The sequence below is a fragment of the Streptomyces sp. NPDC093510 genome, assembly GCF_040683555.1.
Classification (GTDB): domain Bacteria; phylum Actinomycetota; class Actinomycetes; order Streptomycetales; family Streptomycetaceae; genus Streptomyces.
Genome location: NZ_JBFBEE010000013.1, coordinates 129,076 through 155,884, shown reverse-complemented (window position 1 = coordinate 155,884; position 26,809 = coordinate 129,076). Strand labels below are relative to the sequence as shown.

At 70.9% G+C, this 26,809-nt stretch carries 20 protein-coding genes; 13 read left to right on the top strand and 7 right to left on the bottom strand.

Translation table 11 applies throughout. The annotated features are described in order from the left end of the window. Positions 1 to 49 precede the first annotated feature (49 nt). Positions 50 to 457 carry a peptidase inhibitor family I36 protein gene (locus tag AB0N81_RS22095; protein ID WP_365360820.1) on the top strand — a complete coding sequence of 136 codons (408 nt, stop codon included), beginning with the start codon at positions 50 to 52 and terminating at the stop codon, positions 455 to 457. Positions 458 to 463: 6 nt separating this feature from the next. Here the strand turns inward: AB0N81_RS22095 and AB0N81_RS22090 are convergent, their stop codons facing one another. The 4 genes from AB0N81_RS22090 to AB0N81_RS22075 form a co-directional block, all read right to left on the bottom strand. Then, positions 464 to 3,322 carry an NHLP bacteriocin export ABC transporter permease/ATPase subunit gene (locus AB0N81_RS22090; protein WP_365360818.1) on the bottom strand — a complete coding sequence of 953 codons (2,859 nt, stop codon included), beginning with the start codon at positions 3,320 to 3,322 and terminating at the stop codon, positions 464 to 466. 1 nt (position 3,323) lies between these two features. Continuing rightward, positions 3,324 to 5,570: an NHLP family bacteriocin export ABC transporter peptidase/permease/ATPase subunit gene (locus AB0N81_RS22085; protein WP_365361092.1), complete on the bottom strand. Its 2,247-nt coding sequence runs from the start codon at positions 5,568 to 5,570 to the stop codon at positions 3,324 to 3,326. Between the two features lie 35 nt (positions 5,571 to 5,605). Continuing rightward, positions 5,606 to 6,412, bottom strand: a complete 807-nt coding sequence (locus AB0N81_RS22080) for an HlyD family efflux transporter periplasmic adaptor subunit (RefSeq protein WP_365360816.1) — start codon at positions 6,410 to 6,412, stop codon at positions 5,606 to 5,608. Between the two features lie 137 nt (positions 6,413 to 6,549). Further along, positions 6,550 to 6,777 (bottom strand): type A2 lantipeptide, encoded by a 228-nt coding sequence (locus AB0N81_RS22075; RefSeq protein ID WP_365361090.1) that lies wholly within the window; start codon positions 6,775 to 6,777, stop codon positions 6,550 to 6,552. Between the two features lie 520 nt (positions 6,778 to 7,297). Between AB0N81_RS22075 and AB0N81_RS22070 the strand changes: the two genes are divergently transcribed. The 4 genes from AB0N81_RS22070 to AB0N81_RS22055 all read left to right on the top strand — a co-directional run bounded on the left by AB0N81_RS22070 (position 7,298) and on the right by AB0N81_RS22055 (position 12,319). Continuing rightward, positions 7,298 to 8,668 carry a wax ester/triacylglycerol synthase family O-acyltransferase gene (locus tag AB0N81_RS22070; protein WP_365360814.1) on the top strand — a complete coding sequence of 457 codons (1,371 nt, stop codon included), beginning with the start codon at positions 7,298 to 7,300 and terminating at the stop codon, positions 8,666 to 8,668. A 70-nt stretch (positions 8,669 to 8,738) separates the two neighbouring features. Next, positions 8,739 to 10,235 (top strand): SDR family NAD(P)-dependent oxidoreductase, encoded by a 1,497-nt coding sequence (locus AB0N81_RS22065; protein ID WP_365360812.1) that lies wholly within the window; start codon positions 8,739 to 8,741, stop codon positions 10,233 to 10,235. A 504-nt stretch (positions 10,236 to 10,739) separates the two neighbouring features. Beyond that, positions 10,740 to 10,913 (top strand): hypothetical protein, encoded by a 174-nt coding sequence (locus AB0N81_RS22060; RefSeq protein ID WP_365360810.1) that lies wholly within the window; start codon positions 10,740 to 10,742, stop codon positions 10,911 to 10,913. A gap of 494 nt (positions 10,914 to 11,407) precedes the next feature. Continuing rightward, positions 11,408 to 12,319, top strand: coding sequence for a nitroreductase/quinone reductase family protein (locus AB0N81_RS22055; RefSeq protein ID WP_365360808.1), 912 nt, complete (start codon positions 11,408 to 11,410; stop codon positions 12,317 to 12,319). A 1-nt stretch (position 12,320) separates the two neighbouring features. On the opposite strand, the gene AB0N81_RS22050 is transcribed toward AB0N81_RS22055, so the two are convergent. Next, the gene (locus AB0N81_RS22050; RefSeq protein ID WP_365360806.1) at positions 12,321 to 13,400 is read right to left on the bottom strand and encodes a LacI family DNA-binding transcriptional regulator; all 1,080 of its coding nucleotides are present in this window, start codon (positions 13,398 to 13,400) and stop codon (positions 12,321 to 12,323) included. A 268-nt stretch (positions 13,401 to 13,668) separates the two neighbouring features. On the opposite strand from AB0N81_RS22050, the gene AB0N81_RS22045 reads away from it, so the two are divergent. The 5 genes from AB0N81_RS22045 to AB0N81_RS22025 all read left to right on the top strand — a co-directional run bounded on the left by AB0N81_RS22045 (position 13,669) and on the right by AB0N81_RS22025 (position 21,316). Next, positions 13,669 to 14,967 carry an extracellular solute-binding protein gene (locus AB0N81_RS22045; RefSeq protein WP_365360804.1) on the top strand — a complete coding sequence of 433 codons (1,299 nt, stop codon included), beginning with the start codon at positions 13,669 to 13,671 and terminating at the stop codon, positions 14,965 to 14,967. 20 nt (positions 14,968 to 14,987) lie between these two features. Continuing rightward, the gene (locus AB0N81_RS22040; RefSeq protein ID WP_365360802.1) at positions 14,988 to 15,956 is read left to right on the top strand and encodes a sugar ABC transporter permease; all 969 of its coding nucleotides are present in this window, start codon (positions 14,988 to 14,990) and stop codon (positions 15,954 to 15,956) included. Next, complete coding sequence (locus tag AB0N81_RS22035; RefSeq protein WP_365360800.1) at positions 15,953 to 16,870, top strand: carbohydrate ABC transporter permease; 918 nt, start codon at positions 15,953 to 15,955, stop codon at positions 16,868 to 16,870. Before AB0N81_RS22040 ends, AB0N81_RS22035 begins: the two co-directional genes overlap by 4 nt. A 37-nt stretch (positions 16,871 to 16,907) precedes the next feature. After that, positions 16,908 to 18,182 carry a glycosyl hydrolase gene (locus AB0N81_RS22030; RefSeq protein WP_365360798.1) on the top strand — a complete coding sequence of 425 codons (1,275 nt, stop codon included), beginning with the start codon at positions 16,908 to 16,910 and terminating at the stop codon, positions 18,180 to 18,182. A 98-nt stretch (positions 18,183 to 18,280) separates the two neighbouring features. Beyond that, complete coding sequence (locus tag AB0N81_RS22025; RefSeq protein ID WP_365360796.1) at positions 18,281 to 21,316, top strand: glycoside hydrolase family 38 C-terminal domain-containing protein; 3,036 nt, start codon at positions 18,281 to 18,283, stop codon at positions 21,314 to 21,316. Positions 21,317 to 21,322: 6 nt separating this feature from the next. On the opposite strand, the gene AB0N81_RS22020 is transcribed toward AB0N81_RS22025, so the two are convergent. Together AB0N81_RS22020 and AB0N81_RS22015 are read right to left on the bottom strand one after the other, a co-directional pair. Continuing rightward, positions 21,323 to 22,078 carry a hypothetical protein gene (locus AB0N81_RS22020; RefSeq protein ID WP_365360794.1) on the bottom strand — a complete coding sequence of 252 codons (756 nt, stop codon included), beginning with the start codon at positions 22,076 to 22,078 and terminating at the stop codon, positions 21,323 to 21,325. A 67-nt stretch (positions 22,079 to 22,145) separates the two neighbouring features. Then, complete coding sequence (locus AB0N81_RS22015) at positions 22,146 to 22,856, bottom strand: FadR/GntR family transcriptional regulator (RefSeq protein ID WP_365360792.1); 711 nt, start codon at positions 22,854 to 22,856, stop codon at positions 22,146 to 22,148. Between the two features lie 208 nt (positions 22,857 to 23,064). Between AB0N81_RS22015 and AB0N81_RS22010 the strand changes: the two genes are divergently transcribed. The 3 genes from AB0N81_RS22010 to AB0N81_RS22000 all read left to right on the top strand — a co-directional run bounded on the left by AB0N81_RS22010 (position 23,065) and on the right by AB0N81_RS22000 (position 26,769). Continuing rightward, positions 23,065 to 24,147, top strand: coding sequence for a sugar ABC transporter substrate-binding protein (locus tag AB0N81_RS22010; RefSeq protein ID WP_365360790.1), 1,083 nt, complete (start codon positions 23,065 to 23,067; stop codon positions 24,145 to 24,147). Next, entirely contained in the window at positions 24,144 to 25,739 is a 1,596-nt protein-coding gene (locus tag AB0N81_RS22005) for a sugar ABC transporter ATP-binding protein (protein WP_365360788.1), read from the top strand. Before AB0N81_RS22010 ends, AB0N81_RS22005 begins: the two co-directional genes overlap by 4 nt. A gap of 70 nt (positions 25,740 to 25,809) precedes the next feature. Beyond that, positions 25,810 to 26,769 carry an ABC transporter permease gene (locus AB0N81_RS22000; RefSeq protein ID WP_365361088.1) on the top strand — a complete coding sequence of 320 codons (960 nt, stop codon included), beginning with the start codon at positions 25,810 to 25,812 and terminating at the stop codon, positions 26,767 to 26,769. The last annotated feature ends 40 nt before the right edge of the window (positions 26,770 to 26,809 follow it).

Genomic DNA, 26,809 nt, shown 5'->3' with positions numbered 1-26,809 from the left:
GACAAGCCTTGGACGCCCAAGGCGGATCTGCACGCGGAAGGCAATCGTGATGAGGAAGAGACTCTTGATGCCGCTCGTGGCGGTGGCCGCCGCGGCCGCCACCGTGGTGCCGGTCTCCGCGGCGCACGCGGCCGACGGGTACGACCGGTGCCCCGACGGCCACTACTGCATGTTCTCGGGGCTCGACGGGACCGGGGACATGATCACGCTCAGGGCAGGCACTCCGGATCTCGCGGCGCTCGGCATGCACGACCGGGCCAAGTCGGACTGGAACCGCACCTCCTCGACCATCCACCTCTGGTCCGACGCGGGGTACACCGGCTGTACCGCCGTGACCTCCGCGGGCCCGACCGGCAAGGGCAACTTCTTCCCCACGTACCAGGACTTCTTCAGTTCGGTGCAGTTCGACGGGCCGGGCGGCCCGAGCTGCGGCACACCGCCCGGCGAGGGCCGCTGAACACTCTCACCGCAGCTGGCGCCGCACCAGTTCGTGCAGCCGCCCGCCCGTATCGGCCAACAGCTGGGAGGGCGGGCCCTGCTGGACGATGCGGCCCTCCGCCATGACGACGACCCGGTCGGCGTCCATGACGGTCGAGAGACGGTGGGCTATCACGACGCGGGTGGCGTTCAGGGCGCGGGTGCTGTCGATGACGGTCCGCTGAGTCTCGTTGTCCAGGGCGCTCGTCGCCTCGTCGAAGAAGAGGATCCGCGGGCGGCGGATCAGCGCCTGGGCGATCATCAGGCGCTGCCGCTGCCCCCCGGAGACCGCACCGCCACCGGAGATCATCGTGTGCAGGCCCATCGGCATGCGCTTGATGTCCTCGGCGAGCCCCGCCATCGCGGCGGCCTCCCACGCCTCCTCCTGCGTGAACGACTCGGCACCGCAGATGCAGTCCAGGATCGACCCGGTGACGGGCTGCGCGTTCTGCAGGACCACACCGCACTGGCGGCGCACCGCCGACTGGTCAAGCGCCGCCAGGTCCTGGCCGTCGTACAGCACGCTGCCCGAGGCCGGCTCGTCGAAGCCGATCAGGAGGCGCAGCAGCGTCGACTTGCCGCAGCCGCTCGGACCGACGACGGCCACGAACTCACCCGGCCGGACCGCCAGGGACACGTCGTCCAGGACCAGCGGGCCGTCGTCGGTGTAGCGGAAGGACAGCGAGCGCGCCTCGATCCCGCCCTGGAGCTCGCCCGGCTGCGTGCTCCCGGCGCGCACCTCCGGCGCCTCGTCGAGCACCGGCTTGACCTGCTCGAACATCGGGAGCACCGCGGCCGCCGAGAGCAGCGCGCCGGTGAGCTGCGTGACGGACGTCAGGAGCATCGTCACGGCGGTGCTGAAGGTGAGGAACTCACCCGCGGTCAGGCTGCCCCGGGCGGGGCCCGCGAGCAGAACGAACATGACGAGCGTGCAGAGCGGCAGATAGACCGAGTTCAGGACCGTCGTGATGTTCTTGATGCGGCCGGCCCGCCGCTGCAGCTCCCGGCTGCGCGCGAACTCCCCGGCCCAGGCCGCGTACGCGAAGCTCTCCGCCCCGGCCACCCGCAGCTTGGGCAGACCGCGCAGGCTCTGGAACGCCTGGTTGTTCAGCTTGTTGCCGAGCTCCACCAGACGCCGCTGCCAGCGCAGTTCCCACAGGCCGAGCGTGAGGAACACGGCGGCGATGACGGCCAGCATCGCGAGGGCGGCCAGGGCGAGGGGGACGCTGTAGACGAGCAGCAGGACGAGGTTCATCCCACCGACCGAACCGGCTTGGAGAGCGACCGGGCCGATCCCCGACAGGACCCGGCGGATCGCGCTGACGCCCATCGCGGCGCTCGCCAGCTCGCCGGTGGAGCGGGACGCGAAGAAGCGCGTGGGCAGCCGCAACAGCCGGTCCCACACCGCAGGCTGGAGCGTGCTCTCCATGCGGCCCTCCATCCGCAGGACGGTGAGGTTCTGGAGCAGCATGAACGCCGCGGAGACGATGCTGGTGATCATGACGGCCAGGGAGACCTGGACGATGAGGCTCTTCTCCCCGTTCGGCACGAACACGCCGAGCACCTGCCCCGTCGCGACCGGCACCAGCGCGCCGATCAGCACCGTCACGAGACCGGCGAGCACCAGGTTGCGCACGTCGTCCCGGGTGCCCCGCAGGCTGAAGAGGAACAGCCGCCACGGCGTCAACGGCCGCTCCGGGAGCGGCCGGTAGAACATGACGGCCTGCGGTTCGAACTCTTCGGCGTTGGCCTCGTCGACGCGGGTGCGCCGCCCGGACGTGGGGTGCACCGACTCGTAGCGGCCGCGCCGCCACAGCAGCGCGACCGGCGCGCCGCTCGCGGCCCGGTGCCCCACCAGCGGGCCCGCGTTCTCGCGCCACCAGCGGCCGTCGAGCCGGACGGTGCGGGTGCGGATGCCCGAGGCCACCGCGACCTGCTCCACCGGATCGATCCGCTCGCTCACGGCGCCACCCTCCGCGGCACCCGACAGCGTGATGCCCGCCGCCTCCGCCACCAGCCGGCAGGCGGCGTACGTCGCGTCGTCACCGCCACGGGACTCCGTACGGCGCGCACCCCGTCGGCCCGAGCGGCCGATGGAGGCGATCAGGGTGCGGTCGGCCTGCTCTCGGACGTTCTCGCCCGCCTTGATGCCGGCCGCCGTGCGGTCCTCATGGGCCCGCTCCAGGCGTTCGATCCAGCGGTCCAGGGTGGCGAGCAGCCGGTACTGCTGGTTGACCATGCGCTGCCACATCGAGGCGTCCACGAGCAGGTCGCCGGCCGCCTCCGCGCTGTAGGCGGAGCCGTACTGCACACTGCCCGGCGCGACCGGCATCCAGAGGATGTCGTCGTCGGCCACCCCGTCCACCACGTCGTCGCCGACCGTTCGGCCGTCCAGCGGCGCCTCGAACAGGACCCGGTGGCCGCGTCCGATGCCGAGCGCGAAGGCGTGCTCCAGCAGACTCAGGGACGTGTCCTGTGTGTCGTACTGGGAGGGGTACTGCTGTTCGTACGACCACGTGTCGCCGTAGTCGGGTCGGTAGAGCTCGCGCAGCGGGATGCGGCGCAGCTCGCAGCCCTGGAGGGGGCGTCCGACCAGGGTGTGCTGAGGGCCTTCGACCGGGCCGAGGAGCAGCGTGCCCGGTTCGAGACGGCCGAGGTAGTGCCAGTGGCCCTGCTGCACGGCGTCGACCGCGAACAGGTCGAGCGCGCCGGCCACGACGAACCACAGCACCTGCGGACCCTCCAGGTGCATGCTGCGCAGACCCGTGCAGTCGGCCGGGGTGCCGAGCGCTCCGAAGGCGGCGCCCACCGCGTCGTATGCGTGCTGCTCAGGGGGTGAAGTCACCTCAGTGCTCCTTGACCAGGTCGGCGTAGGGGCCGCCGGCGGCGACGAGGTGTTCGTGGCGCCCGCGTTCCACGATCCGGCCGTGGTCCAGCACGACGATCTCGTCGCTGTCGCGCACGGTGCTCAGCCGGTGGGCGATGACGACGCAGGCACAGCCGCGGCGGCGCAGGTTGTCGATGATGACCTGTTCGGTCTCGGCGTCCAGGGCGCTCGTCACCTCGTCGAGGACGAGGATGCTGGGGCGGCGGACCAGGGCCCGCGCGATCTCCAGGCGCTGGCGCTGTCCGCCGGAGAAGTTCCGCCCGTCCTGCTCCACGCGGCCATGGATGCCGCCGGGCCTGCGGGCCACGACCTCGTGCAGGCAGGCGTCCTTCAGCGCGGCGACGACGGCGTCGTCGGGGATCGAGGGGTCCCACAGGGCGACGTTGTCGCGGATCGTGCCCTCGAAGAGGAAGACGTCCTGGTCGACGAAGGAGACGGAGGCCGCGAGCGCGCCGCGCGGAATGTCCTCCAGGCGTTGTCCGTCGATGCGGATCGTGCCCTCCCACGGGCTGTAGAGCCCCGATATCAGCCGGGAGACGGTCGACTTGCCGCTGCCGGAGCCGCCGACGAGCGCGACCTGCTGCCCCGGCCCGACCGACAGCGAGAAGCCGGTGAGGAGCGGCTTGTCGAGAGGGCTGTAGCCGAAGGTGATGTCGTCGAGGGTGACGTGTCCCTTCAGGCGGCGCGTGCTGGCGGCGGGTTCGGGGCGGGAGTAGAGCGTGTCTACGGGGAAGTTCTCGACGTCCTTGAGGCGGGCGACGTCGGCGGCGAAGTCCTGGATGCGGCCCGCGACGCCGTTGAGCCGGGTGATCGGCGCGGTGAAGCGGGTGACGAGGGCCTGGAAGGCGACGAGCAGCCCGATCGACAGATGCCCCTCGACGGCGCGCAGACCGCCGATCCACAGGATCAGCGCGCTGTTCAGGGTGGCGAGGGTCGGCGCGACGACACCGAGCCAGGCGCTCGGCACTCCGAGGCGCTGCTGCTCCTCCAGGGTGGTGGCGTGCTGGCCTGCCCAGCGCCTGAAGTAGCCGTTCTCGCCCCCGGTGGCCTTCATCGTCTCGATCAACTGCAGGCCGGTGTAGGAGGTGTTGGTGAGCTTGGCGCTGTCGGCGCGCAGTTTCTGGGTGCCGGTGGCGCGCAGCCGGATGACGACGCGCATGGCCACGACGTTCAGCAGGGCGATGCCGACGCCGACGAGGGTGAGCTGCGGATCGTACGTCCACAGCAGGGCCGCGTAGAGGAGGACGACGATGCCGTCGATCCCGGCGGCCGTGAGGTCGCGGGCCAGCGTCTCGGCGACCGCGTCGTTGGAGGCGAGGCGCTGCACGAGGTCGGCGGGGCTGCGCTGGGCGTAGAACGTGACGGGCAGGCGCAGCAGATGGCGGAAGAAGCGGGCGCTGCCGAGCGTGGAGGAGATGATGCGGCCGCGCAGCAGGTTGGCCTGTTGCAGCCAGGTCAGCACGACGGTGAGCGCCACCATCGCGCCCATTGAGGCGAACAGCGCGCTGAGCAGGGTGGTCTGATGGCCTATCAGGAACAGGTCGATGTACGTCCGGCTGAGCGCGGGCAGCGCCGCGCCGACCGCGACGAGCAGCAGGCTGGCCAGGAGCGCGGCGAGCATCGTGCCCGTGGTGCCCCGCAGCCGCGCGGGGAGGGCCTTCATAACGCCGGGCCTGCGGCCTCCCGGACGGAAGCCGTCCCCGGGTTCGAGGACCAGGACGACCCCGGTGAAGCTGGTGTCGAAGTCCTCCGACGGCACGAAGCGGCGGCCCTTGTCCGGGTCGTTGATGTATACGCCCCGGCGGCCGAGTCGGCGCCCCACGCCGTCGTACACGACGTAGTGGTTGAACTCCCAGAAGAGGATCGCGGGCGCCTTGACCTCGGCGAGGGCGGCGGGCTCCATCTGCATGCCCTTGGCCGTCAGGCCGTAACTGCGCGCCGCCTTCAGGACGTTGCTGGCCCGCGAGCCGTCGCGGGAGACGCCGCACGCGATGCGCAGCTCCTCCAGGGGGACGTGCCGTCCGTGATGGGCGAGGACCATGGCGAGCGCGGCGGCGCCGCACTCCACGGCTTCCATCTGCAGGACGGTGGGCGTGCGGACGGTCTTCGGCCGCCTGCCCTTCGAGGCGGGGCGCGGTGCCGCACGGCGACGGCCGCGCTGCGGGGGTTCGGGGCGGTGCCTGCGCCGACCGCCCGGGGGAGGCAGCTGCTGCTGGTGCGCGGGGGAGGGGAGCGGTGCGGTCACGGAAGCAGCCAATCGATCGGGCGCTGCTCGGCGAGGTGGAAGGCGCCGGTGGCCGGGGTCATGGAGGCGGGCGCGAAGGGCGGCCCGTCGGCGGTCGACCAGGCGTAGCCGGACTTGGTGCCCGCGGACTTGTCGAGCCGTACGAGGACGGCCACGGGCGGCCCGTCCTTGGCGAACTGTCCGGCCAGTTCCTTGTCGCCGAGGAACCCGGTGATCTTCTGCCGGGTCTGCGCGGCACGCCCGACCGCCTTCACCCGGCCGCGCAGCGTCCCGTACTCCTGGGTGGGCACGGACTGGACGGTGAGATCCACCGACGCGCCGACGGGGACGGTGGCCGCGCTGTCGGCGGGTACGTAGAGCATCGCGAGGAGCGGGTCGTCGGCGCCCGCCACACGCTCCAGGGTCGCGACGTCGGCGCCGGTGGTGACGACGGTGCCGATCCTGGCGGTGAGCGCGGTCACGCGGCCGGCGGCGATCGCGCGCACGGCCCTGTCGCCCCGTTCGGTCCGGACTTCGAGCACGGGAGCGCCCGCGGTGAGGCGCTTGCCCTCCTCGGCGAGTACGCGCGTCACCTGGCCGGTGACGGGGCTCTGCAGGACGTAGCTGCCCTGGCCGTGCGTGAGGATTCCGGGTGCGCGGAGCGTGGAGGAGACGGAGCCGGTGACGGCCCAGACGCTCGCGGCGGCCATCACGACGAGGGTGACGGCGAGGACGAGCAGGCCCTGGGGGCGGGCGTAGCGCACCGGCAGGTCGAGTTCCTCCGGCGACTGCAGCTTGGACAGGGCCTGTTGGCGGAACTGCACGGAACGCTTCCCTTACTGTGCCTGTGGCGAATGCGCCTGTCGCGAATGTGTCCGCGGCGTTTGTGCCTCTGGCGTCCGTGAGCCCCGGAACCAGAGGTTCCGGGGCTCACGCATCACGGGGTCAGTGAGCGAAAGGCTCAGAGACCGGCGGTCAGGCCGGAGGCCAGGCCCGTGACGGCGCCGGTGTTGAGGCCGGTGGCACCCTCGACCGTGCCGACGACGCCGGAGACGACGCCCGAGACGGGGGCGATGGAGTCAACGGTGCTGGTGACGTTGCTCGCGACACCGGCGACGAGGCCACCGGAGACGTTGTCGAGGTCGGCGTCGGAAATCTCGAGGGTCTCGACCTGGGGGACGTTGTTCATGGTGTGAGCTGCCCTTCTCATGAATGGTGCATAGGTGTTTCCAACTCCGCGGAACCTGGGGATTCGAATTCCGCGGCGAGCCAGGATCAAAGCACGTTCACAGCTCGTACATCCAATCGACGGAGCGACCCTCGGTCGCGGCCGCCGCATCGAATCATCGCTGCGTGCAGGCAGGTTCACCGCGTCGCGGCAGCTCCTTCACAAGATTCACAGACGTGAATCGGGGGCAGGCCGGTACGCCCGTCAACAAAACGGACACTTTCGCGGCGAACGGCGATCTCCGTGGCCGTTGCATGGAAATTCAGGGGGAGTGGGAACGGAATTGCGTGACCGGTCTGCGCATTCGATGTGCAGGTTTATTGAAGGCGCGCCGTCACACGCGGTCGCCCCTGCCGGTGGAGGGTGGCGCCTTAATCCGTTGTTAACTCAGCGTAGCTTGTTCGTACTTGACCGTAGTTGCCCGGAGCGGTTGACTTCACGTTCGCCACCACCGCCCCGTCCTCGACGCGAGAGCGAGTCCGTGACTTCATCGTCTGCTCAGAGCTCCGACCTGCTCGTACCTCTCGATCTGGCCTTCTGGAACATAGAGACCGCCGAACACCCCATGCACCTGGGCGCACTCGGCGTCTTCGACGCCGACGGGCCGGGCGCGGCCGACCGCGCCGCCGACCTCCTCGCGTCCCGCGCGTCAGCCGTGCCCGGACTGCGCATGCGCATACGTTCCGTCCTGCTGCCCGTCGGGGGCGCCGTGCGCGTGCCGGTGCCCGCCTTCGACCCGCTGGAGCATGTGCGGGTCTCGGCGCCCGTGGCGGACTTCCACGCCGCGGCGGGGGAGCTGATGCAGCGACCCGTGGAGCGCGGCCGCCCGCCGTGGGAGGCGCACGTGCTGCCGGGCGCGGACGGCACGTCCTTCGCGGTCCTCTTCAAGTTCCACCACGCGCTCGCCGACGGACTCCGCGCGCTGACGCTCGGCGCCGCCCTCCTCGACCCCGTCGACCTCCCCACGCCCCGCGAGCGCCCGCCGGCCCCCGCGGCCCCCCGTCGGCCGCTCCTGGACCCGCGCACCCTGCCGGAACGCCTCCGCGGCACGGTCGCCGAGGCGGGCCGGGCCATCGGCATCGGCACGTCCGTCGCGCGGGCGACCCTGGGCGTACGTTCCTGCGCCGCGCTCACCTCGTCCGCGACCGGCACCCGGCGCACCGCCGGGGTCGCCCTCGACCTGGACGACGTGCACCAGGTGCGCAAGGCCGTGGGCGGCACCGTCAACGACGTACTGATCGCGGTCGTCGCCGGGGCGCTGCGCCGCTGGCTCGACGAGCGCGGCGACTGCAGCGAGGGCGTCGAGCCCCGCGCCCTGATCCCCGTCTCGCGGCGCCGACCGCGCTCCGCACAGCCCCCGGGGAACCGGCTCTCCGGATATCTGGTCCGCCTGCCCGTCGGCCACGAGGACCCCCTGGAGAGGCTGCGCCGCGTGCGCGCCGCCATGAACAGGAACAAGGACGCCGGCCCGGAGCGGGGCGCCGGGGCCGTGGCGCTGCTCGCCGAGCACGTGCCGCCGCTCGGCCACCGCATCGGCGGGCCCGTCGTCGCACAGGCCGCGCGGCTGCTCTTCGACATCCTCGTCACCAGCGTCCCGCTGCCCGGCATCGGCCTGCGGCTCGGCGGCTGCCACCTCGCCGAGGTCTACCCCTTCGCGCCGCTCGCCCGGGGCCAGTCGCTCGCCGTCGCCGTCTCCACCTACCGCGGCCGCGTCCACTACGGACTGGTGGCGGACGCCGCCGCCGTACCCGACCTGGAACTGCTCGCGCGAAGCGTGCGGGACGAGCTCGACGGCCTCGTGGCGGCGTGCGCGCGGGAGGCGGGTTTGGTGACAGGGCCCGCCGCTACGTAAAGTTCCGCTTTTGGAGCTTCCGCGGACGACCAGACGCACCGCGGCACGGAATGACATGAGGACAGCGGCGATGACGGTGACAGACGAAAGCCAGGAGGGCACCGCTGAGCACAGCGCGTACGGCCCCGGCATCGACCCGGACCGTCTCGCCGTCTGCCTCAGCGTGCTGGACGAGCTGGACAAGCTGGACGTGGACCACCCGGACGCGATCGCCGTGCGCCGGGCCACGGCGGGGATCTACCGGACGGTGAAGCAGCGCCGCCGCCAGGAGCGCCGCGCCGCCAAGACCGCCCACGACAAGGCCGTCACCGAGGCCACCGCCACCGGTTCCGCGCAGCGCATCGACGACGAGACCGAGGGCCTGCTGCCCTCCTCGCGGACCGAGGAGGGCAGGATCGCGGGGATACTCCAGCGCCCGCGCTCCTGCTACACCTGCAAGACGCGGTACGTGGAAGTCGACTACTTCTACCACCAGCTCTGTCCGGACTGCGCCCACCTGAACCGGACCAAGCGCGACGCCCGCGCCGACCTCACCGGCAAGCGCGCGCTGCTCACCGGCGGCCGCGCCAAGATCGGCATGTACATCGCGCTGCGGCTGTTGCGTGACGGTGCTCACACCACCATCACGACGCGGTTCCCCAAGGACGCCATCCGCCGCTTCAAGGCGATGGACGACTCGGCGGAGTGGATCCACCGCCTGGAGGTCGTCGGCATCGACCTGCGCGACCCGGCGCAGTCAGTGGCCCTCGCCGAGCAGGTCGCCACGGCGGGCCCGCTCGACATCCTCATCAACAACGCGACGCAGACCGTACGCCGCCTGCCCTCCGCGTACGCCGCACTGGTCGACGGCGAGAGCGCGCCGCTGCCCGCCGGGGAACTGCCCGCCCACTCGGTCATCGGCGCCTTCAACTCCGGGGCGGTGGACGGCCTGGCCGCGCTGCCCGTCGGCACCAGCGGCCTGGACGCGCAGCAGGTCGCCGACCTCGCCCTCGTCGCGGGCAACGCCAGCGTCGCCCGGCACCTCGACGGCACCGCGATCGACGCGGGCGGCCTCGTCCCGGACGTCGTCGACAGCAACACCTGGGTGCAGACCATCGAGCAGATCTCCCCCGTGGAGCTCCTCGAGACCCAACTGTGCAACTACACCTCGCCGTTCATCCTGATCAGCGCGCTGCGCACTGCCATGGCCGACGCCGCGAAGAAGGCGTCGAGCGGCCGTTCCTACGTCGTCAACGTCTCGGCGATGGAGGGCGTCTTCGGCCGCGGCTACAAGGGCGCGGGCCACCCGAACACGAACGCCGCGAAGGCCGCGATGAACATGGTCACGCGGACCAGCGCCCAGGAGATGTTCCAGACCGACGGCATCCTCATGACCTCGGTGGACACCGGCTGGATCACGGACGAGCGCCCGCACTACGACAAGCTGCGCCTCGCGGAGGAGGGCTTCCACGCCCCGCTCGACCTGATCGACGGCGCCGCCCGCGTCTACGACCCGGTCGTGCGCGGTGAGGCCGGCGAGGACCTGTACGGCGTCTTCCTGAAGGACTACACGCAGGGCAAGTGGTAGCCGAGGGGTTCTGAAGGAGCTGGGCTGGACAGTCGTCTCAGCTTTTGGACAGCCGGTTCGGGTGCCGCGCAGGGCGCGGCCCGGGCCGGCTGTCTGCTTTTCGCCAGTCGTGACCGGCTCGGCGCTCACCGCGACCGTGCCGACTGCGGGCGCCCAACTCCCGCCGCTGTCACGGGCGTCGGCGGGAGTGACGCTCGCGTCGTCCGCCTTTCCGGCGCCGGTGGACGTCGTGTCCCGCGCGGGGCCCGGGGACCCCAGGCCCCTGCCGCCACAGTCGGCCGCACGGGCGGCATTGTCCAGAATCTACCCCGACTCAGCTCCCCATCGAGCGGCGCGGCGCTCATTTGGTTAATGTAGTGCGAACGAGCGGCCACGAGAGATCCACAAGCATCCCTCGGCCGCTCGGGGACAGGCCGGCACCACGGCTGCGGTCCCGCCAGAGAACGGCGCCACCGCGACCGAACTGCCCTTGCCCTTCCGTTACGCGACACAAAGGAGTGCGCGGTGACACCAGATTTGACGAAGCACGAGAAGCGACCGGCGGAACGCGGCGGCGAACGGGCCGGCCGGCCCAAGAAGCTCCGCAACCTGGAGGCGTGGGCCAAGGCGGCCCCCATCCGTCTGGCCGGCTACGAGGACGACCTCGCCGAGCCGCACATCCTCCCCGGTATCGACTGAACCGATACCGACCGGTACCTCCGGTACCGCTCCGGTCCGCTTCACCACGCGCCCCCTGCCCCTTCCGGCGGCAGGGGGCGCGGACGTCTTCCGCCCACGCACCACGACGGCTTCGTGCGCTACCCGTGCGTCCACATCCCACCGGCCGACGAGAACCAGCACCTCCACGGCGTCTACGCCAACGGCAGCGAACGCGCCCCGCCCGCGTTGACATGTGGGGGAGTGGGTGACTGTAATGGTGCTCGTGCCGCGTGGCGCCGACCGAAGAGCAGTGGGCGGGTCGGCGACCGGGCGAGCACCTTCACTCAGGGACGACGCCTATGAGTACGTCATGAGTTCTCACCCTCGGGCCAGCGCCTGACCCGCGCCTCTCGCGCGCCTCCGGTCACCTCTCATGGTGGCCGCGACTCCCTTCACTCACCTCGCGGTGAACGCGGTCGGCCGATGCTGCCGACGCGCGGTCCCGCAACCCCGTACGGAGATGCGACACCGTCATGCCCACACCCTTCAACCAGTCCGTCATCGACGAGTTCCGAGCCCACGAGGGCAAGGTCGGCGGCCCCTTCGAAGGCGGCGACCTCCTCCTGCTCACCACCACCGGCGCGCAGTCCGGCAAAGAGCACACCACCCCGCTCGGTTACGTCCGCGACGGAGGTCTGCTCCTGGTCACCGGGTCGAACCTCGGCGGCCCGCGCCACCCCGACTGGTACCACAACGTCCTCGCCCACCCCGCGGTGACCGTGGAGCTCGGCACCGAGACGTTCGAGGCCGTCGCCGTCCCCGCCGAGGGGGAGCGGCGTGACCGGCTCTTCGAGCGGGTGGTCGCCGCCGACCCCGGATACGGCGACTATCAGGCGCGGACCAGCCGCATCCTGCCGGTCGTCGTCCTGGAACGGCCCGCACACGAAGCCGACATCCCTCAGGAGGCCTCGAACTTCGCCGACAAGATGGTCCAGGTCCACCTCTGGCTCCGCGGCCAGCTGCGGCACGTGCGCGACGAGACCGACGCGTACTTCGCCGCGCTCGCCGACCATCAGGGGCCGGACGCCCCGCCGTCGCCCGGTCTCGGTCTGCAGATCCGACAGCACTGCCTGGCGTTCTGCGACGCCCTGGAGTTCCACCACACAGGCGAGGACGCGCACCTCTTCCCCACCATGGCCGGCTACCACCCCGAGCTGCGCGACACCTTCGACCGGCTCGCCGAGGAGCACCGGACGGTCGCCCGCATCCAGGGCGAGCTGGCCGCGCTCCTCGCGGACGTCGGGGGTGCGGAACCTGTCCGGTTCCGAACCGAACTCGCCCGCATGTCACAGGAATTGACGGCCCACCTCGACTATGAGGAGGAGGCGCTGCTGCCGATCCTCGCCGGGCTCCCGTGGCCGCCCGTGCCGCCGGGCGGCGAGTGAGTCACCGCCGGGGCGCCGGGCATGCCCGGCCCCCGGCCCTCGCGCGCCCCGTGCTCTCCCGTTCGATGAGCCGGGGCAGCGGCACCTGTACCGTCGCCGCGGGGCCGTCGTCGAGAAGTGCGAGGAGTTCGCGGGCCGCGGTGCGCCCGAACGAGACCGTGTCACGGGACAGGGCCGTGAGCCACGGGTGCACCATGCGGCACAGCGCCGAGTCCTCCCAGGCGACGACCGAGACGTCGTCGGGGACCGCGAAGCCCAGGGAGGACGCGGCGGCGACACCGGCGACGGCCATCACGTCGTTGTCGTAGACGAGCGCCGTCGGCGGGTCCGCGGACTCCAGGACCCGCCGGGTCACCGCGGCGCCCTCGGCGTCGGAGTAGTCCGTCGTCACCGAACGCACCCCCGACAGGCCGCGGCCCGCCGCCTCGACGCGCAGCGTGCGGATCCGGCGCTCGGTGTGCGCGAGACCTTCGAGGCCCGCGATGTGCACGATCCGGCGGTGCCCGAGCGCGTGCAGATGGCCCACGATCGACGCCATCGCGCCCGCGTCGTCCGCCCACACCGTGGACAGGCCCGGATGCCCGGCCTCCGGGTCGGGCACCCCGCCCGTCACCACAGCGGGCAGCCCCAACTCGTCCAGGAGCGCGGGCCGCGGGTCGTCCGTCCGCGGGTCCACGACCAGGACACCGTCCACCCGGTGCTCGGCCCACCAGCGGCGGTAGACCGCGCACTCGGCGGCCACGTCCTCCACCACCTGGAAGAGCAGCCCCAAGTGGCGCTCGGCCAGCACCTCCTGGATGCCCGAGATCAACTGCAGGAAGAACGAGTCGACGCCCAGGGTCGCCGCCGGGCGCGCCACGACCAGGCCCACCGTCGCCGAACCCTCGCCGGACAGGGCGCGCGCCGCCGTACTGGGCCGCCAGCCCAGCTGCTCGGCGACCCTGCGCACCCGGTCACGGGTGATGTCGGAGACGCCGGGTCTGTCGTTGAGCGCGAAGGAGACGGCGCTCTCGGAGACCCCGGCGCGGCGCGCGATGTCCTTCATGGTCGGCCGGCGCGCCGGTGACCGCTTGCCTTGCACCCGTTGCCCCTTTCCTGGCTCCCGGATACTAATGCGCTTGAGCGGTCAGACTCTAAAGCGCATTAGTCATCCCTCGCAAGGCTTTCAACAGGCCCGCCTGACCTGGGGAGTTGCCCGGATGGTCACGCTTCCTTCGAATTCGGTTCCACGAATCCATTGACTTTGCGCCACAGTTCCATGCAGGGTCTGCCTCGGCGTGGATTGCCCGGCTCGGACGGCCGCAGTCACCGCCGTCTCACGCTGGGCCGAGCAAAGGAGCCGTTTCACCGTGCGTATCTCCCGTATTCCCCGCAGAGCGGTCGCCGCAGGCGCCGTCCTCGCCGTACTGCTGCCGCTGAGCGCCTGTGGTGACGGAGGCGACGGCGGCGGTTCCACGGACGCCTCCGGGAAGATCGAAGGCAAGATCACCTTCCAGACCTGGAACCTGAAGGCCAACTTCAAGCCCTACTTCGAGGGCCTGGTCGACGAGTTCGAGAAGAAGTACCCCGGCACCGAGGTGCGCTGGGTCGACCAGCCCGGCGAGGGCTACGCCGACAAGATCAGCGCCGACGCCGCCGCGGGCACGCTCCCCGACGTCGTCAACGTCTCGCCCGACCTGGTCGCCCCGCTCGCCAAGGCGGGCCTCGCCCTCGACCTCGGCAAGGCCGCGGGGAAGTACGAGAAGGAGTACCTCCCGGGAGCCTGGAAGAGCCACCAGATACCGGGCATGGACGGCACGTACGCCTTCCCCTGGTACCTCAACACCGGGCCGCTCTTCTACAACAAGCGCCTCTTCAAGGAGGCGGGCCTCGACGAGAACAAGCCCCCGAAGACGTACGACCAGCTCTTCGACAACGCCCTGGAGCTCGCCGAGAAGAGCGACGGCAAGGTCGCCACCCTCGCCAACGTCCCCACCATCGAGGACTTCGGGCGGTACGGGGTGCCGCTGATGAACAAGGAGGGCACCGGCTTCACGTTCAACGACGCCAAGGGTGTCGAACTCCTCACCGAGTACAAGAAGTTGTACGACGCCAAGGCGCTCGACGGGCAGGCGCTGACCGCGACGCCGGAGTCGACCGGCAAGAAGTTCCTCACCGAGGCCGTCGCCATGAACCCCGGCAGCGCCCTCGACCTGGAGAAGTTCAAGAAGGACGCGCCGAAGCTCTACAAGAACATCGGCATCACCCCGCAGATCAGCAGCACCGGCAAGGACAACATGTACGTGATGGGCGTGATGGTGAACGCCCGCACGAAGCAGACGCCGGCCGCCGTCGCCTTCGCGCACTTCGTCACCGACGCGCAGCACCAGATGCAGTTCGCCAAGAAGGTCGCGATCTTCCCCAGCACCCAGGGCTCCCTGGACGACCCGTACTTCACGAAGCGGGACGGCAAGGAGGAGACGCGGGTCCGCGTCGCCGCCGCGAAGTCCGTCAAGACCGCGGTCAACTACACGCCTGTGCTGTTCAGCGAACAGATGAAGGTCGAGCTGCGCAACGCCGTCGCCAGGGCACTGCAGGGCAAGGAAAGCCCGAAGGAAGCACTTGACAACGCTGTCAAGAACTGTGACCGGCTGCTGAAGACCAGCTGAGGCCAGGGACCCGTACGATCATGAAGAGCCCCACCGCCGCCAAGGCGACCTCATCCGACATCGGCACCGCGGGCCCCGCGCTCAAGGGGCTGCGCCCCGACGGGCGCGGCGGCCGCCGCATCCGCCGCCAACTGCCCACCAGCCCCTGGCTGTTCGCCGCCCCAGGTCTCGTGATCGTCGCGGTCTTCATCCTCTACCCGTTCGTCAGCACCCTCAACAACTCCTTCACGGACAAGCGGACGCTGCTGCCGGGCGAGTACGTCGGCCTCGCCAACTTCTCGGAGCTGCTGCACGACGACATGTTCTGGATCGGCCTGCGCAACAGCACGATCTACGTCCTCGTGGTCGTCCCGGCACTCGTCCTGCTGCCCCTGCTGCTCGCGATGCTCGTCCAGAAGCACATCCCCGGCATCACCTTCTTCCGGTCCGCCTTCTACACCCCGGTGGTCGCCTCCATCGTGGTCGTCGGCCTGATCTGGGTGTGGATGCTCGACGAGCGCGGCCTGGTCAACGCCGTGCTGGAGGCGGTCGGCGTCGGAAAGGTCGGCTTCCTCAGCGACCAGTGGCTGCTGCTCTTCAGCGCCATGGCCGTCACGGTCTGGAAGGGCCTCGGCTACTACATGATCATTTATCTCGCGGCGCTCGCCAACGTGCCGCGCGAGCTCCACGAGGCGGCGGCGGTCGACGGCGCGGGAGCGGTCCGCCGCTTCTTCAGCGTCACCGTGCCCGCCGTGCGCTCCACCATGGTCCTGGTCGGCGCGCTCTCCTCGGTCGCCGCCTTCAAGGTGTTCTCCGAGGTCTATCTGATGGCGGGCCCCACCGGTGGCCCGGCCGGCGAGGACACCACGCTCGTGATGCTGGTGCAGCGCGTCGGCACCGGCCTGACCGGGCGCGTCGGCTACGCCTCGGCCATCTCGGTGGTCGTCTTCGTCGTCACCGTCGCGCTGATGCTGCTCGTGCTGCGGGCGGACCGCAAGGAGGACGCGTGACCATCACCGAGAAGACGCCTCCGGCGGCCACGGAGCGTACGGCGGGCCGCAAGACCCGCCGCCCGCGCGTCACCGACGAGAACGGCCGGCGGATGCCCGTGTGGGAGATCATCCTGCGCTACGGCCTCCTCCTCGCCGTACTGGCCCTGATGATCGGCCCGTTCCTCTGGCAGCTGTCCACATCACTGAAGGGCCCGCACGAGGACATCTTCAGCTCCCCGCCGAAGTTCCTGCCCTCCGACCCCACCCTCCACAACTACGAGCGGGTCGCCGACACCATCCCCGTCTGGGACTACGCGCTCAACTCCCTGAAGGTCGCCGCCGCCAACGTCGTCACCAACTGCGTGGGCGCGACCCTCGCCGGCTACGCGCTCGCGCGCCTGCGCTACCGCGGTCGCAAGGCGGCCACGGTCGTCTTCATCCTGGCCATGCTGGTGCCCGTCGAAGGCATCATCATCGCCCAGTTCACCACCATGCGTGAGCTCGGCCTGAACAACACCCTCATCGGTGTGCTGCTGCCCGGCTGCGTGTCCGCGCTCAACGTCCTGCTGATGCGCAACGCCTTCCTGAACGTGCCGTACGAGATCGAGGAAGCCGCGTTCGTGGACGGCGCGAACGTCTGGCAGCGCTTCCTGCGCATCGCGCTGCCCGCCGTCAAGGGCACCCTCGCGGTCGTCGCGATCTTCGCCTTCATGGGGGCCTGGGACGACTTCCTGTGGCCGCTGATCGTGCTCAGCGACCCGGACCGGTTCACGCTCACCATCGGTCTGAACTATCTGCACGGCACCTTCGCCAACGACGAGCGCCTCGTCGCCGCGGGCACCGTCATCGCCGTGCTCCCGCTGATCGTCCTCTTCGCCTGTCTGCAGCGGTACTTCTTCCGCGGTGTCGGCGAGGGCGCGGTCAAGGGCTGAGCGGCCCTACCCGAACTCTCCAGAACCAGGATCCGCATTGCCTTCCGCATCGCCTTCGGGCCTGCCCGCGTCGCCTTCGCGCACGCCGCGCTTCGGCGCCAACTACACGCCCGCCCAAGGGTGGTTCCACCACTGGCTCGACTTCGACATCGACGCCGTGCGCGCCGATCTCGACGCGATCGCCTCGCTGGGCCTCGACCACATCCGGGTCTTCCCGATCTGGCCGTACTTCCAGCCCAACCGCACCCTGATCCGCCCGCGCGCCGTCGACCAGCTGGTCCAGCTCGCCGACGCCGCCGCCGAACGCGGACTCGACGTCAACGTCGACGGACTCCAGGGCCACCTGTCCAGCTTCGACTTCCTGCCCGCGTGGACCCAGACCTGGCACCGGCGGAACATCTTCACCGACCCCGATGTCGTGTCCGGGCAGGCCGCCTACCTGCGCACGCTCGCCGCCGCGCTGGCCGACCGGCCGAACTTCATCGGCATGACCATCGGCAACGAGATCAACCAGTTCTCCGCGGGCCCGCACCCCGACCCCGACCGCATCACCCCGGAGCAGGCGGAGAACTGGCTGCGCACGGTCCTCGCCGCCTGCGAGGAGGGCGCACCCGGCAAGCTGCACCTGCACGCCGAGTACGACGCCGCCTGGTACCAGGACGACCAGCCCTTCACCCCGGCGCAGGCCGCCCGCCTCGGTGCCGTGACCGCCGTGCACTCGTGGGTGTTCAACGGCACGGCCCAGCGCCACGGGCGCACCGGCACGGCCACCCGCACCCACGCGGCGTACATGATCGAGCTGTCCAAGGCCTGGGCCCTCGACCCGCGCCGGCCCGTCTGGCTGCAGGAGGTCGGCGCGCCCGCGCCGCTGATTCCCGCGGAACACGCGGCGGAGTTCACCGAGGACACGATCGCCGCGGCGCTCGACTGCCAGGACGTGTGGGGCGTGACGTGGTGGTGCTCCCACGATGTCTCGCGCGACCTCGCCGACTTCCCCGAACTGGAGTACAGCCTCGGTCTGTTGGCCAACGACGGAGCGGTCAAGCCGGCCGGCGCGGCGATCGCCCGGATCGCCGAGGAGTGGCGCGGGCGGACGTACGCGCCCGCGCCCCGGACGACCGCGGTGGTCGTGGACGACGCCATGTCCCTGCGCTCGGAGTGTGCCCCCGGAGGGCTGGTCTTCGAGGCGTTCGCACGGCTGGTGGCGGACGGGGTGCGTCCCACGGTGGTCCTCGCCGGACGGGCGGCGGATTCCGGGCACCTCGCCGCGCGAGGCATCAGCGAAGTGCTGCTGCCGACGGATGTCGCGTAGACGTCCGTCTCACACGGGGCTCCGCCCCGGACCCCGCTCCTCAAACGCCGGAGGGGCCGCAGCCCCTCTTACCGATCGACCCTCCCGGGAGACCCCTCATGCATGACGACCGCACCCTGGTCGAAGCCCGTCTCAAGCGCGTTCTCGACGAGCGCATCAGGCCCGCCGTGTATCCCGCCTCCGTACCGCTGGACGTCGCGGTGTGGAACGCGCCGGGCGAGCCGGTTCCGGTGGCCGAAGGACTCGCCGCCGAACCGTCGCCGACCGCGGTCGGCCAGAAGTGGGGCGCGCCCTGGGGGACCAGCTGGTTCCGGGTGACCGGCACCGTGCCGCGGGAGTGGGCGGGGAAGACCGTCGAGGCGATCCTCGACCTCGGCTTCGACGAGAACATGCCGGGCTTCCAGTGCGAGGGCCTCGTCTACCGGCCCGACGGCACCCCGGTGAAGGGCCTCAACCCGCGCAACCAGTGGGTGCGGATCGCCGCGCCCGCCGAGGGCGGCGAAGAGGTGCGGCTGCACATCGAGGCCGCGTCCAACCCCGTCATCCTCGACTACCACCCCTTCCTGCCCACGCAGCTGGGCGACAAGGAGACCGCGGGCAGCGAACCCCAGTACCGGCTGGAGCGCATGGACCTCGCCGTCTTCGACGAGACGGTGTGGCAGCTCGTCATCGACCTGGAGGTCCTCGGCGAGCTGATGCAGGAGCTGCCCGAGGACTCCGGGCGGCGCTACGACATCGTGCGCGCGGTCGGCCGGGCGCTGGACGCCGTAGACCTCCAGGACGTGAACGGCTCGGCCGCCGCCGCGCGGGCGCGGCTCGCAGGGGTCCTCACCACCCCCGCCGAGCCCTCCGCACACCGCATCAGCGCCGTCGGCCACGCCCACATCGACTCCGCGTGGCTGTGGCCGCTGCGCGAGACGGTGCGCAAGGTGGCGCGCACGACGTCGAACATGACCGCGCTCATCGAGGACGAGCCGGACTTCGTCTTCGCCATGTCGCAGGCACAGCAGTGGGCGTGGATCAAGGAGCACCGGCCCGAGGTGTGGGCGAAGGTCAAGAAGGCCGTCGCCGACGGGCGGTTCGTACCCGCGGGCGGCATGTGGGTCGAGTCGGACACCAACATGCCGGGCTCTGAGGCGATGGCCCGTCAGTTCGTGCACGGCAAGCGGTTCTTCCTCGACGAGTTCGGCGTCGAGAACGACGAGGCGTGGCTGCCCGACACCTTCGGCTTCGCCGCAGGGCTCCCGCAGATCATCAAGGCGGCCGGCTCCAAGTGGCTGCTCACGCAGAAGATCTCCTGGTCGCAGACCAACCGCTTCCCGCACCACACCTTCAACTGGGAAGGGATCGACGGCACCCGCATCTTCACGCACTTCCCGCCCGTCGACACCTACAACTGCTCGATGAAGGGCAGCGAGATCGCCCACGCGGCGAAGAACTTCAAGGACAAGGGCGTCGCCCGGCACTCCCTCGCCCCCACCGGCTGGGGCGACGGAGGCGGCGGCACCACCCGCGAGATGATCGCCAAGGCGGGGCGCCTGCGTGACCTGGAGGGCTCGGCGACCGTCGAGTGGGAGACGCCCGCCGCGTTCTTCGAGAAGGCCGAGGCCGAGTACCCGAACGCCCCCGTCTGGGTCGGCGAGCTCTACCTGGAGCTGCACCGCGCGACCCTCACCAGCCAGGCCGGGACCAAGCAGGGCAACCGCCGCAGCGAGCACCTGCTTCGCGAGGCGGAGCTGTGGGCCGCGACGGCCGCCGTCCGCTCCGGGGAATTCACCTACCCCTACGAGCAGTTGGACCGCATCTGGAAGACGGTGCTGCTCCACCAGTTCCACGACATCCTGCCCGGCTCGTCCATCGCCTGGGTGCACCGCGAGGCCCGCGCGACCTACGCGGCGCTCGCCCAGGAGCTCAACGGCATCATCGACAAGGCGCAGCGCGCGCTCGCCGGCGAGGGCACGGGCGCGCTGGTCTTCAACTCCACGCCGCACACCCGCGACGGCGTCCCCGCCGGCGGCGCCAGGACCGAGGTGATCGACGGAGAGTCGGCGATCGCCACGCGCGCGGACGGCGGCTTCTTCCTCGGCAACGGCCTGCTGAGGGTCGAGATCGACGCACGCGGCCTGGTCGTCTCCGCGTACGACCTCGTGGCAGGACGCGAGACCGTCGCGCCCGGCGGGGCGGCGAACCTGCCGCAGCTCCACGCCGACTTCCCGAACATGTGGGACGCGTGGGACGTCGACGAGTTCTACCGCAACACCGTCACCGACCTCGTCGAGGCGGACGAGGTCACCGCGGGAGAGGGCGCGTCGGTCCGTGTCGTGCGCACCTTCGGCGACTCGCGCCTCACGCAGGTGCTCTCGCTCACCCCCGGTGCGCAGCGCCTCGACATCGACACCGAGGTCGACTGGCACGAGACGGAGAAGTTCCTCAAGCTCGCCTTCCCGCTCGACATCCACGCGGAGCGGTACGCGTCGGAGACCCAGTTCGGGCACTTCTACCGCGCCACGCACACCAACACGAGCTGGGAGGCCGCCAAGTTCGAGGCGTGCAACCACCGTTTCGTGCACATCGAGGAGCCGGGCTGGGGCGTCGCGCTGGTCAACGACTCGACGTACGGCCACGACGTGACCCGCACCGTGCGCGCCGAGGACTGCGGCACGACCACGACGGTCCGCGTCTCCCTGCTGCGCGCCCCGCGCTTCCCCGACCCCGAGACGGACCAGGGCGTGCACCGCTTCCGGCACGCCCTGGTGCCGGGCGCGGACATCGGCGACGCGGTGCGCGAGGGCTACCGCGTCAACCTGCCGGAGCGGCGGGTCAGCGGCGGCTCCGAGGTGGCGCCGCTGGTCACCGTCGACAACGACGCCGTCGTCGTCACGGCCGTCAAGCTCGCCGACGACGGCAGCGGCGACGTGGTCGTCCGCTTCCACGAGGCCCACGGCGGCCGGGCCCGCGCGACCCTGACGGCGGGCTTCCCGGCCGGCTCGGTCACGGTGACCGACCTCCTGGAGCGGCCGCTCGACGGAGTGCCGGCACCGGCGCTCGCGGACGACGCGGTGTCGGTCACGCTGCGGCCGTTCGAGCTGGTGACGCTGCGGTTCACGCGGGGCACGCGGTTCACGCGGGGCTGAGGCCCCTCATCCGTCGGTCCGCAGCCACACGCGCAGCGGGCCGACGGGCTCGAAGCCCTGGCGGAGCGCGGCGGCGAGGTCGTCGCCGTGCTCGTACCCGACGACCGGTACGCCCGGCCACAGCCGGTCCGTGGCCGCCAGGCAGCAGCGCCAGGCGGCGTCCGGGCCCTCGGCGGCCTCGCCGACCTCGTCGGCGTCGTCGGCCTCAGCGGCGGCGAAGAGGTTGGAGATGCCGACGACACCGGCACCGGGGTACGCGACGGCGCCCGCGGTGACACGGTCGGCGGCCGGGGACGTGGCCGCCAGGAACACCGCTCCGTCGTCGAGCAGCGAGGGCCGGAACAGCCCTTCGCTCTCCCCTTCACCGCTCCACGCGGCCTCCCACGCGTGCAGTCGGCCGGCGCTCCCGACCGGCTCCCAGCCTCCGGCACGCGGTGCGGGTTCCGTCGCCGGGCGGTGGATCCACCGCGCCTCGAACAGCACCTCGAAGCCGGCCGCGGAGAGGTCGAGCGAGCCGAAGCTGTCCTTGACGGAGGCGCCGGGGGAGGAGAGGTCGATACGGCTCAGCACGTCGTCGGGTGTCGCGGCGGGCGAGAGCGTCACGGCGTCGGGGTACAGCGGGGGAGTGCGCCGAGGACTGGCCCAGACGCCTCCTTCGACGGCGCCGGGCACCCCGTGGGACCGGCAGACGGCGTCGCACCAGTCGGCGTTGTTGCGTACGGCCGCGGCCAGGGGCTGGGTAACGCGCGAGTCGATGATCACGCGGGGATGCTGCCAGACCCGCCGGGTGCGTGTCGCCTGTATTTCTTTCGGACACCCTTGGGAGCGCTCACCCCTCCCACTGTGCCCGAAGCCACTCCTCGACCTCGCCGACGTGCGCCGCCGCCGCGGCGCGGGCCGCCTCCGGGTCCCGTGCCACGAGCGCGCGGTGGATACGGGCGTGTTCGCGGCGCGTGCGGTCGAACGCACCCTCCTCCTGGTAGCCGCGCCAGACGCGCGCGCGGAAGGTGCGTGACGACAGGCCCTCCAGTATCGCGGCCATCGTGTCGTTGCCGGCCGCGAAGGCGATCGTGCGGTGGAACGCCAGGTCGTGGGAGAGGATCTCCTCCGGGTCGTCGGTGGCTTTCATCGCCTCCAAGTGTTTCTCGACATCGGCCAGTTGGTCCTGCGTGATGCGGGCCGCCGCCAGCGCGGTCGCCGTGGACTCGAGGACCCGGCGCACTTCCAGGAGCTCGACGAGCTGCGGTCCGCGGGACAGGTCCGCGACCACTCCGAAGGTCTCCAGGAGGTCCCCGGCCTCCAGCTGCGTGACGTAGATGCCGGAGCCGTGCCGGGCTTCGAGGACGCCGAGCACGGTCAGCGCGCGGATCGCCTCCCGCATCGAACTGCGTGATATGCCCAGCTGGACGGCCAAGTCCCGTTCGGTGGGCAGGCGTTGGCCGGGTTCCAGGCGGCCCTCGCCGATCATCGCCTTGATCTGGTCGATGGCCCGCTGCGTCACGGTGCCCTTCTGCGGGGCGGACTGGTCTGGCTGGTCCACGTAACGCTCCTCCAGTAGCCGAGTGCGCCGCAGTCTAGCCAGAGATGTGGTCGGACCACTACGGCCGGAAAGCGCGAAAAGGTGGCGACGAGGGGTGTTGTGGGCCCCAAGTGGTCTGATAAATATTCGCGTCATCACGTCCCTCGTTCCCTCTTTCGTTCCCTCTTTCGTTCCCCCCTTTCGAACCCCCTCGATGAGGAGCCGTCAGATGGCCGGCAGGAATGTGCACAACAGGCCCAGCAGGACGGGGACTTCGCGGACGGTGCGTGCCGCGGCCGCGGCCGCCTGCGCGTCCCTCGTCCTCGCCGCGTGCGGCAGTACGAAGGACACCGCCTCGCCCGGCGGCGAAGGCGGCGGCGAGGGCAAGGTCGGGGTGATCCTGCCCCTGCTGACCTCGCCGTTCTGGCAGGCGTACAACGACTACGTCCCGAAGATGGCGAAGTCCGAGGACGTCGACGCGATGAAGACCGTCAACTCGAACAGCGACCCCTCGCAGCAGATCACCGACATCAACAACCAGCTCAACCAGGGCGTGAAGGGACTCGTCGTCGCGCCGCTCGACAGCGCCGCGATCTCCGCGGGCCTCGACCAGGCCGAACGCAAGGGCGTGCCCGTGGTCGCCGTGGACGTCGCCCCCGAGAAGGGCAAGGTCGCGATGGTGGTGCGGGCCGACAACGTCGCGTACGGCGAGAAGGCCTGCGACTACCTCGGCAAGCAGGTCAGGACCGGCAAGGTCGTGCAGATCATGGGAGACCTGGCGTCCGTCAACGGCCGCGAGCGGTCCAAGGCCTTCCGTGACTGCGTGAAGAAGAAGCACCCGAAGCTGAAGGTCCTGGAGATCCCCGCCAAGTGGGAGTCCGACACGGCCGCCGCCAAGCTGGACACGCTGCTCAACTCCGACCCCGACATCAAGGGCATCTACCTCCAGGCGGGCGGCGTCTACCTCGCGCCCACCCTCCAGACCCTCAAGTCCAAGGGCATGCTGAAGAAGGCAGGCGAGAAGGGCCACATCACCGTCATCTCGAACGACGGCATCCCGCAGGAGTTCGACGCGATCCGCAAGGGTCAGATCGACGCCACCGTCTCGCAGCCCGCCGACGCCTACGCCAAGTACGGCATGCACTACATCAAGGCCGCGATGAACAGCGAGAAGTTCAAGCCGGGCCCGACCGACCACGGCTCCACGATCGTCGAACTGCCCAGCGGCATCCTCGAGGACCAGCTGCCCGCCCCGCTGGTCACCTCGGAGAACGTCGACGACGCCGAGCTGTGGGGCAACACCGTCAAATGACCACGCCGACGTTTCAGTCCAGCACCGGCCGGGCCGACGTGCTCCCGCTCGTCGAGGCGTCCGGCATCGTCAAACGGTACGGGCCCACCGTCGCCCTGCGCGACGGCCGCCTGACCGTACTGCCGGGCGAGTCGCACGCCCTCGTCGGCCGCAACGGCGCGGGCAAGTCCACCCTCGTCACGGTCCTCACCGGGCTCCAGGCGCCCGACGCGGGCACCGTCCGCTTCGACGGCGAACCCGCGCCGCCGCTCACCGACCGCGACGCCTGGCGCCGCAAGGTCGCCTGCGTCTACCAGAAGCCCACCGTCGTCCCCGAGCTGTCCGTCGCCGAGAACCTCTTCATCAACCGGCAGCCCGCGGGCCGCGGCGGCCTCATCAGCTGGCGCAGGCTCCGCGCCGAGGCGGCCGAGGTCCTGGACACCTGGGACGTGCGCGTCGACCCCGACGCGCGCACCGCCGACCTCAAGGTCGAGGACCGCCAAATGGTAGAGATCGCACGGGCGTTGAGCTTCGGCGCGCGCTTCATCGTCCTCGACGAACCGACCGCGCAGCTCGACAACCGCGAGATCGAGCGCCTCTTCACCCGCATGCGCACCCTCCAGGAATCCGGCGTCACCTTCCTGTTCATCTCGCACCACCTCCAGGAGGTGTACGAGGTGTGCCAGACCGTCACCGTGCTGCGCGACGCCCGCTGGATCACCAGCGCACCCGTGGCCCAACTGCCGCGCGCCGCCCTCGTGGAGGCCATGGCAGGCGAGGTCATCGCCGAACAGGTGGACGCCCAGGAGGCCGTGGCACGCTCCGAGGTCCCCGCCGACGCCCCCGTGATGCTCGACGTCAGGGGCCTGACAGGCGAGTCGTACGCCGACATCGACCTGACCGTGCGCAAGGGCGAGGTCGTCGGCCTCGCCGGCTCCAGTGCGAGCGGCAAGATCAACCTCGCGGAGAGCTTCGCCGGACTCCACACCCCGACCGCGGGCACCGCCCGACTGGCCGGCGAGAGACTGCCGTTCGGTGATGTCACCGCCGCCCTGCGCGCCGGAGTGGGCTGCGTGCCGCGCGACCGCCACGACCAGGGCCTCGTCTTCGGCATGACCATCGGCGACAACGCCACGATGAGCGTCCTGAACCGGCTCGGCCGATACGGCTTCGTCGGCACCGACGCGAAGCGCCGCTTCGCCGACGACCTCATCGAACGCCTCGACATCCACGCCGAGGGCCCCGACCAGCCCGTGTCCGACCTGTCCGGCGGCAACGCCCAGAAGGTCGTCATGGCCCGCGCCCTCGCCTCGAACCCCCGCCTGCTGGTCCTCATCAACCCCACCGCGGGCGTCGACGTGAAATCCAAGGAATCCCTGCTCGCCCGCGTGGACCACGCCCGCGAGGACGGCACCGCCGTGCTCGTCGTCTCCGACGAACTGGACGACCTGCGCCGCTGCGACCGCGTGCTCGTCCTCTTCCACGGCCGGATCGTCGCCGAGCACCCCGCGGGCTTCACCGACCACGACCTGATCGCGTCGATCGAGGGAGTGGGCGGCGCGCCGAGCCCCCACCGGACCGCAGCCGAAGAACAAGGAGACCACCGTGGCTGACCTCAAGGCCCCGGCCGGGCACGCGACCCGGGCGCAGGACGGCACCGCGGAGAGCCGCGCGGCGAAGAGCATCATCCTGCGGCGCGCCCGCGAACTCGCCCTCGTTCCGGCCCTGTTGCTGCTCATCCTGCTCGGCGCGCTCGTGAACGACTCGTTCCTCACCGAGCGGAACCTCATCTCCATCCTCGGCGCGTCCGCCGCGCTCGCGATGGTCGTCCTCGCCGAGTCGCTCGTCCTCATCACCGGCAAGTTCGACCTGTCGCTGGAGTCGGTCGTCGGCATCGCGCCCGCCGTCGGCGCACTCCTCGTGCTGCCCGCCGCCCAGGCCGGATTCGGCACGGACATGCCCGCCGCCGTCGGCATCCTCGCCATCCTCCTCGTCGGCGCGGTCATCGGCGCCTTCAACGGCGTCCTCGTCGTGAAACTCAAGCTCAACGCGTTCATCGTGACGCTCGCCATGCTGATCGTGCTGCGCGGCCTGCTCGTCGGCGCCACCGAGGGCAAGACCCTCTTCGGCATGCCCGACGCCTTCTACACCCTCGCCACCACCACCTTCCTGCACATCCCCATGTCGGTGTGGCTCGCAGCCGGCGCCTTCGCCGCCGCGGGCTTCGTCCTCAAGTACCACCGCGTCGGCCGGGCCCTGTACGCGATCGGCGGCAACCCGGAAGCGGCGCGCGCCGCCGGCATTCGCGTCGAACGCGTCATGCTCGGCGTGTTCGTCGTCGCGGGCGCGCTCGCCGCGGTCGGCGGACTCATGCAGACCGGCTACGTGGGCGCCATCAACGCCAACCAGGGCCAGAACATGATCTTCACGGTGTTCGCCGCCGCGGTCATCGGTGGCATCAGCCTCGACGGCGGCAAGGGCACCATGTCCGGCGCCCTCACCGGCGTCCTGCTCCTCGGCGTCGTACAGAACCTGCTCACCCTCGCCCAGGTGCCGTCCTTCTGGATCCAGGCCATCTACGGCGGAATCATCCTGGTCGCCCTGATGATCGCGCGCGTCACCACGGGCCGCGCACAGGACTGACCCCGCACCGGTCCGCCGTTTCCCCGCCCCCTTCCGGAAA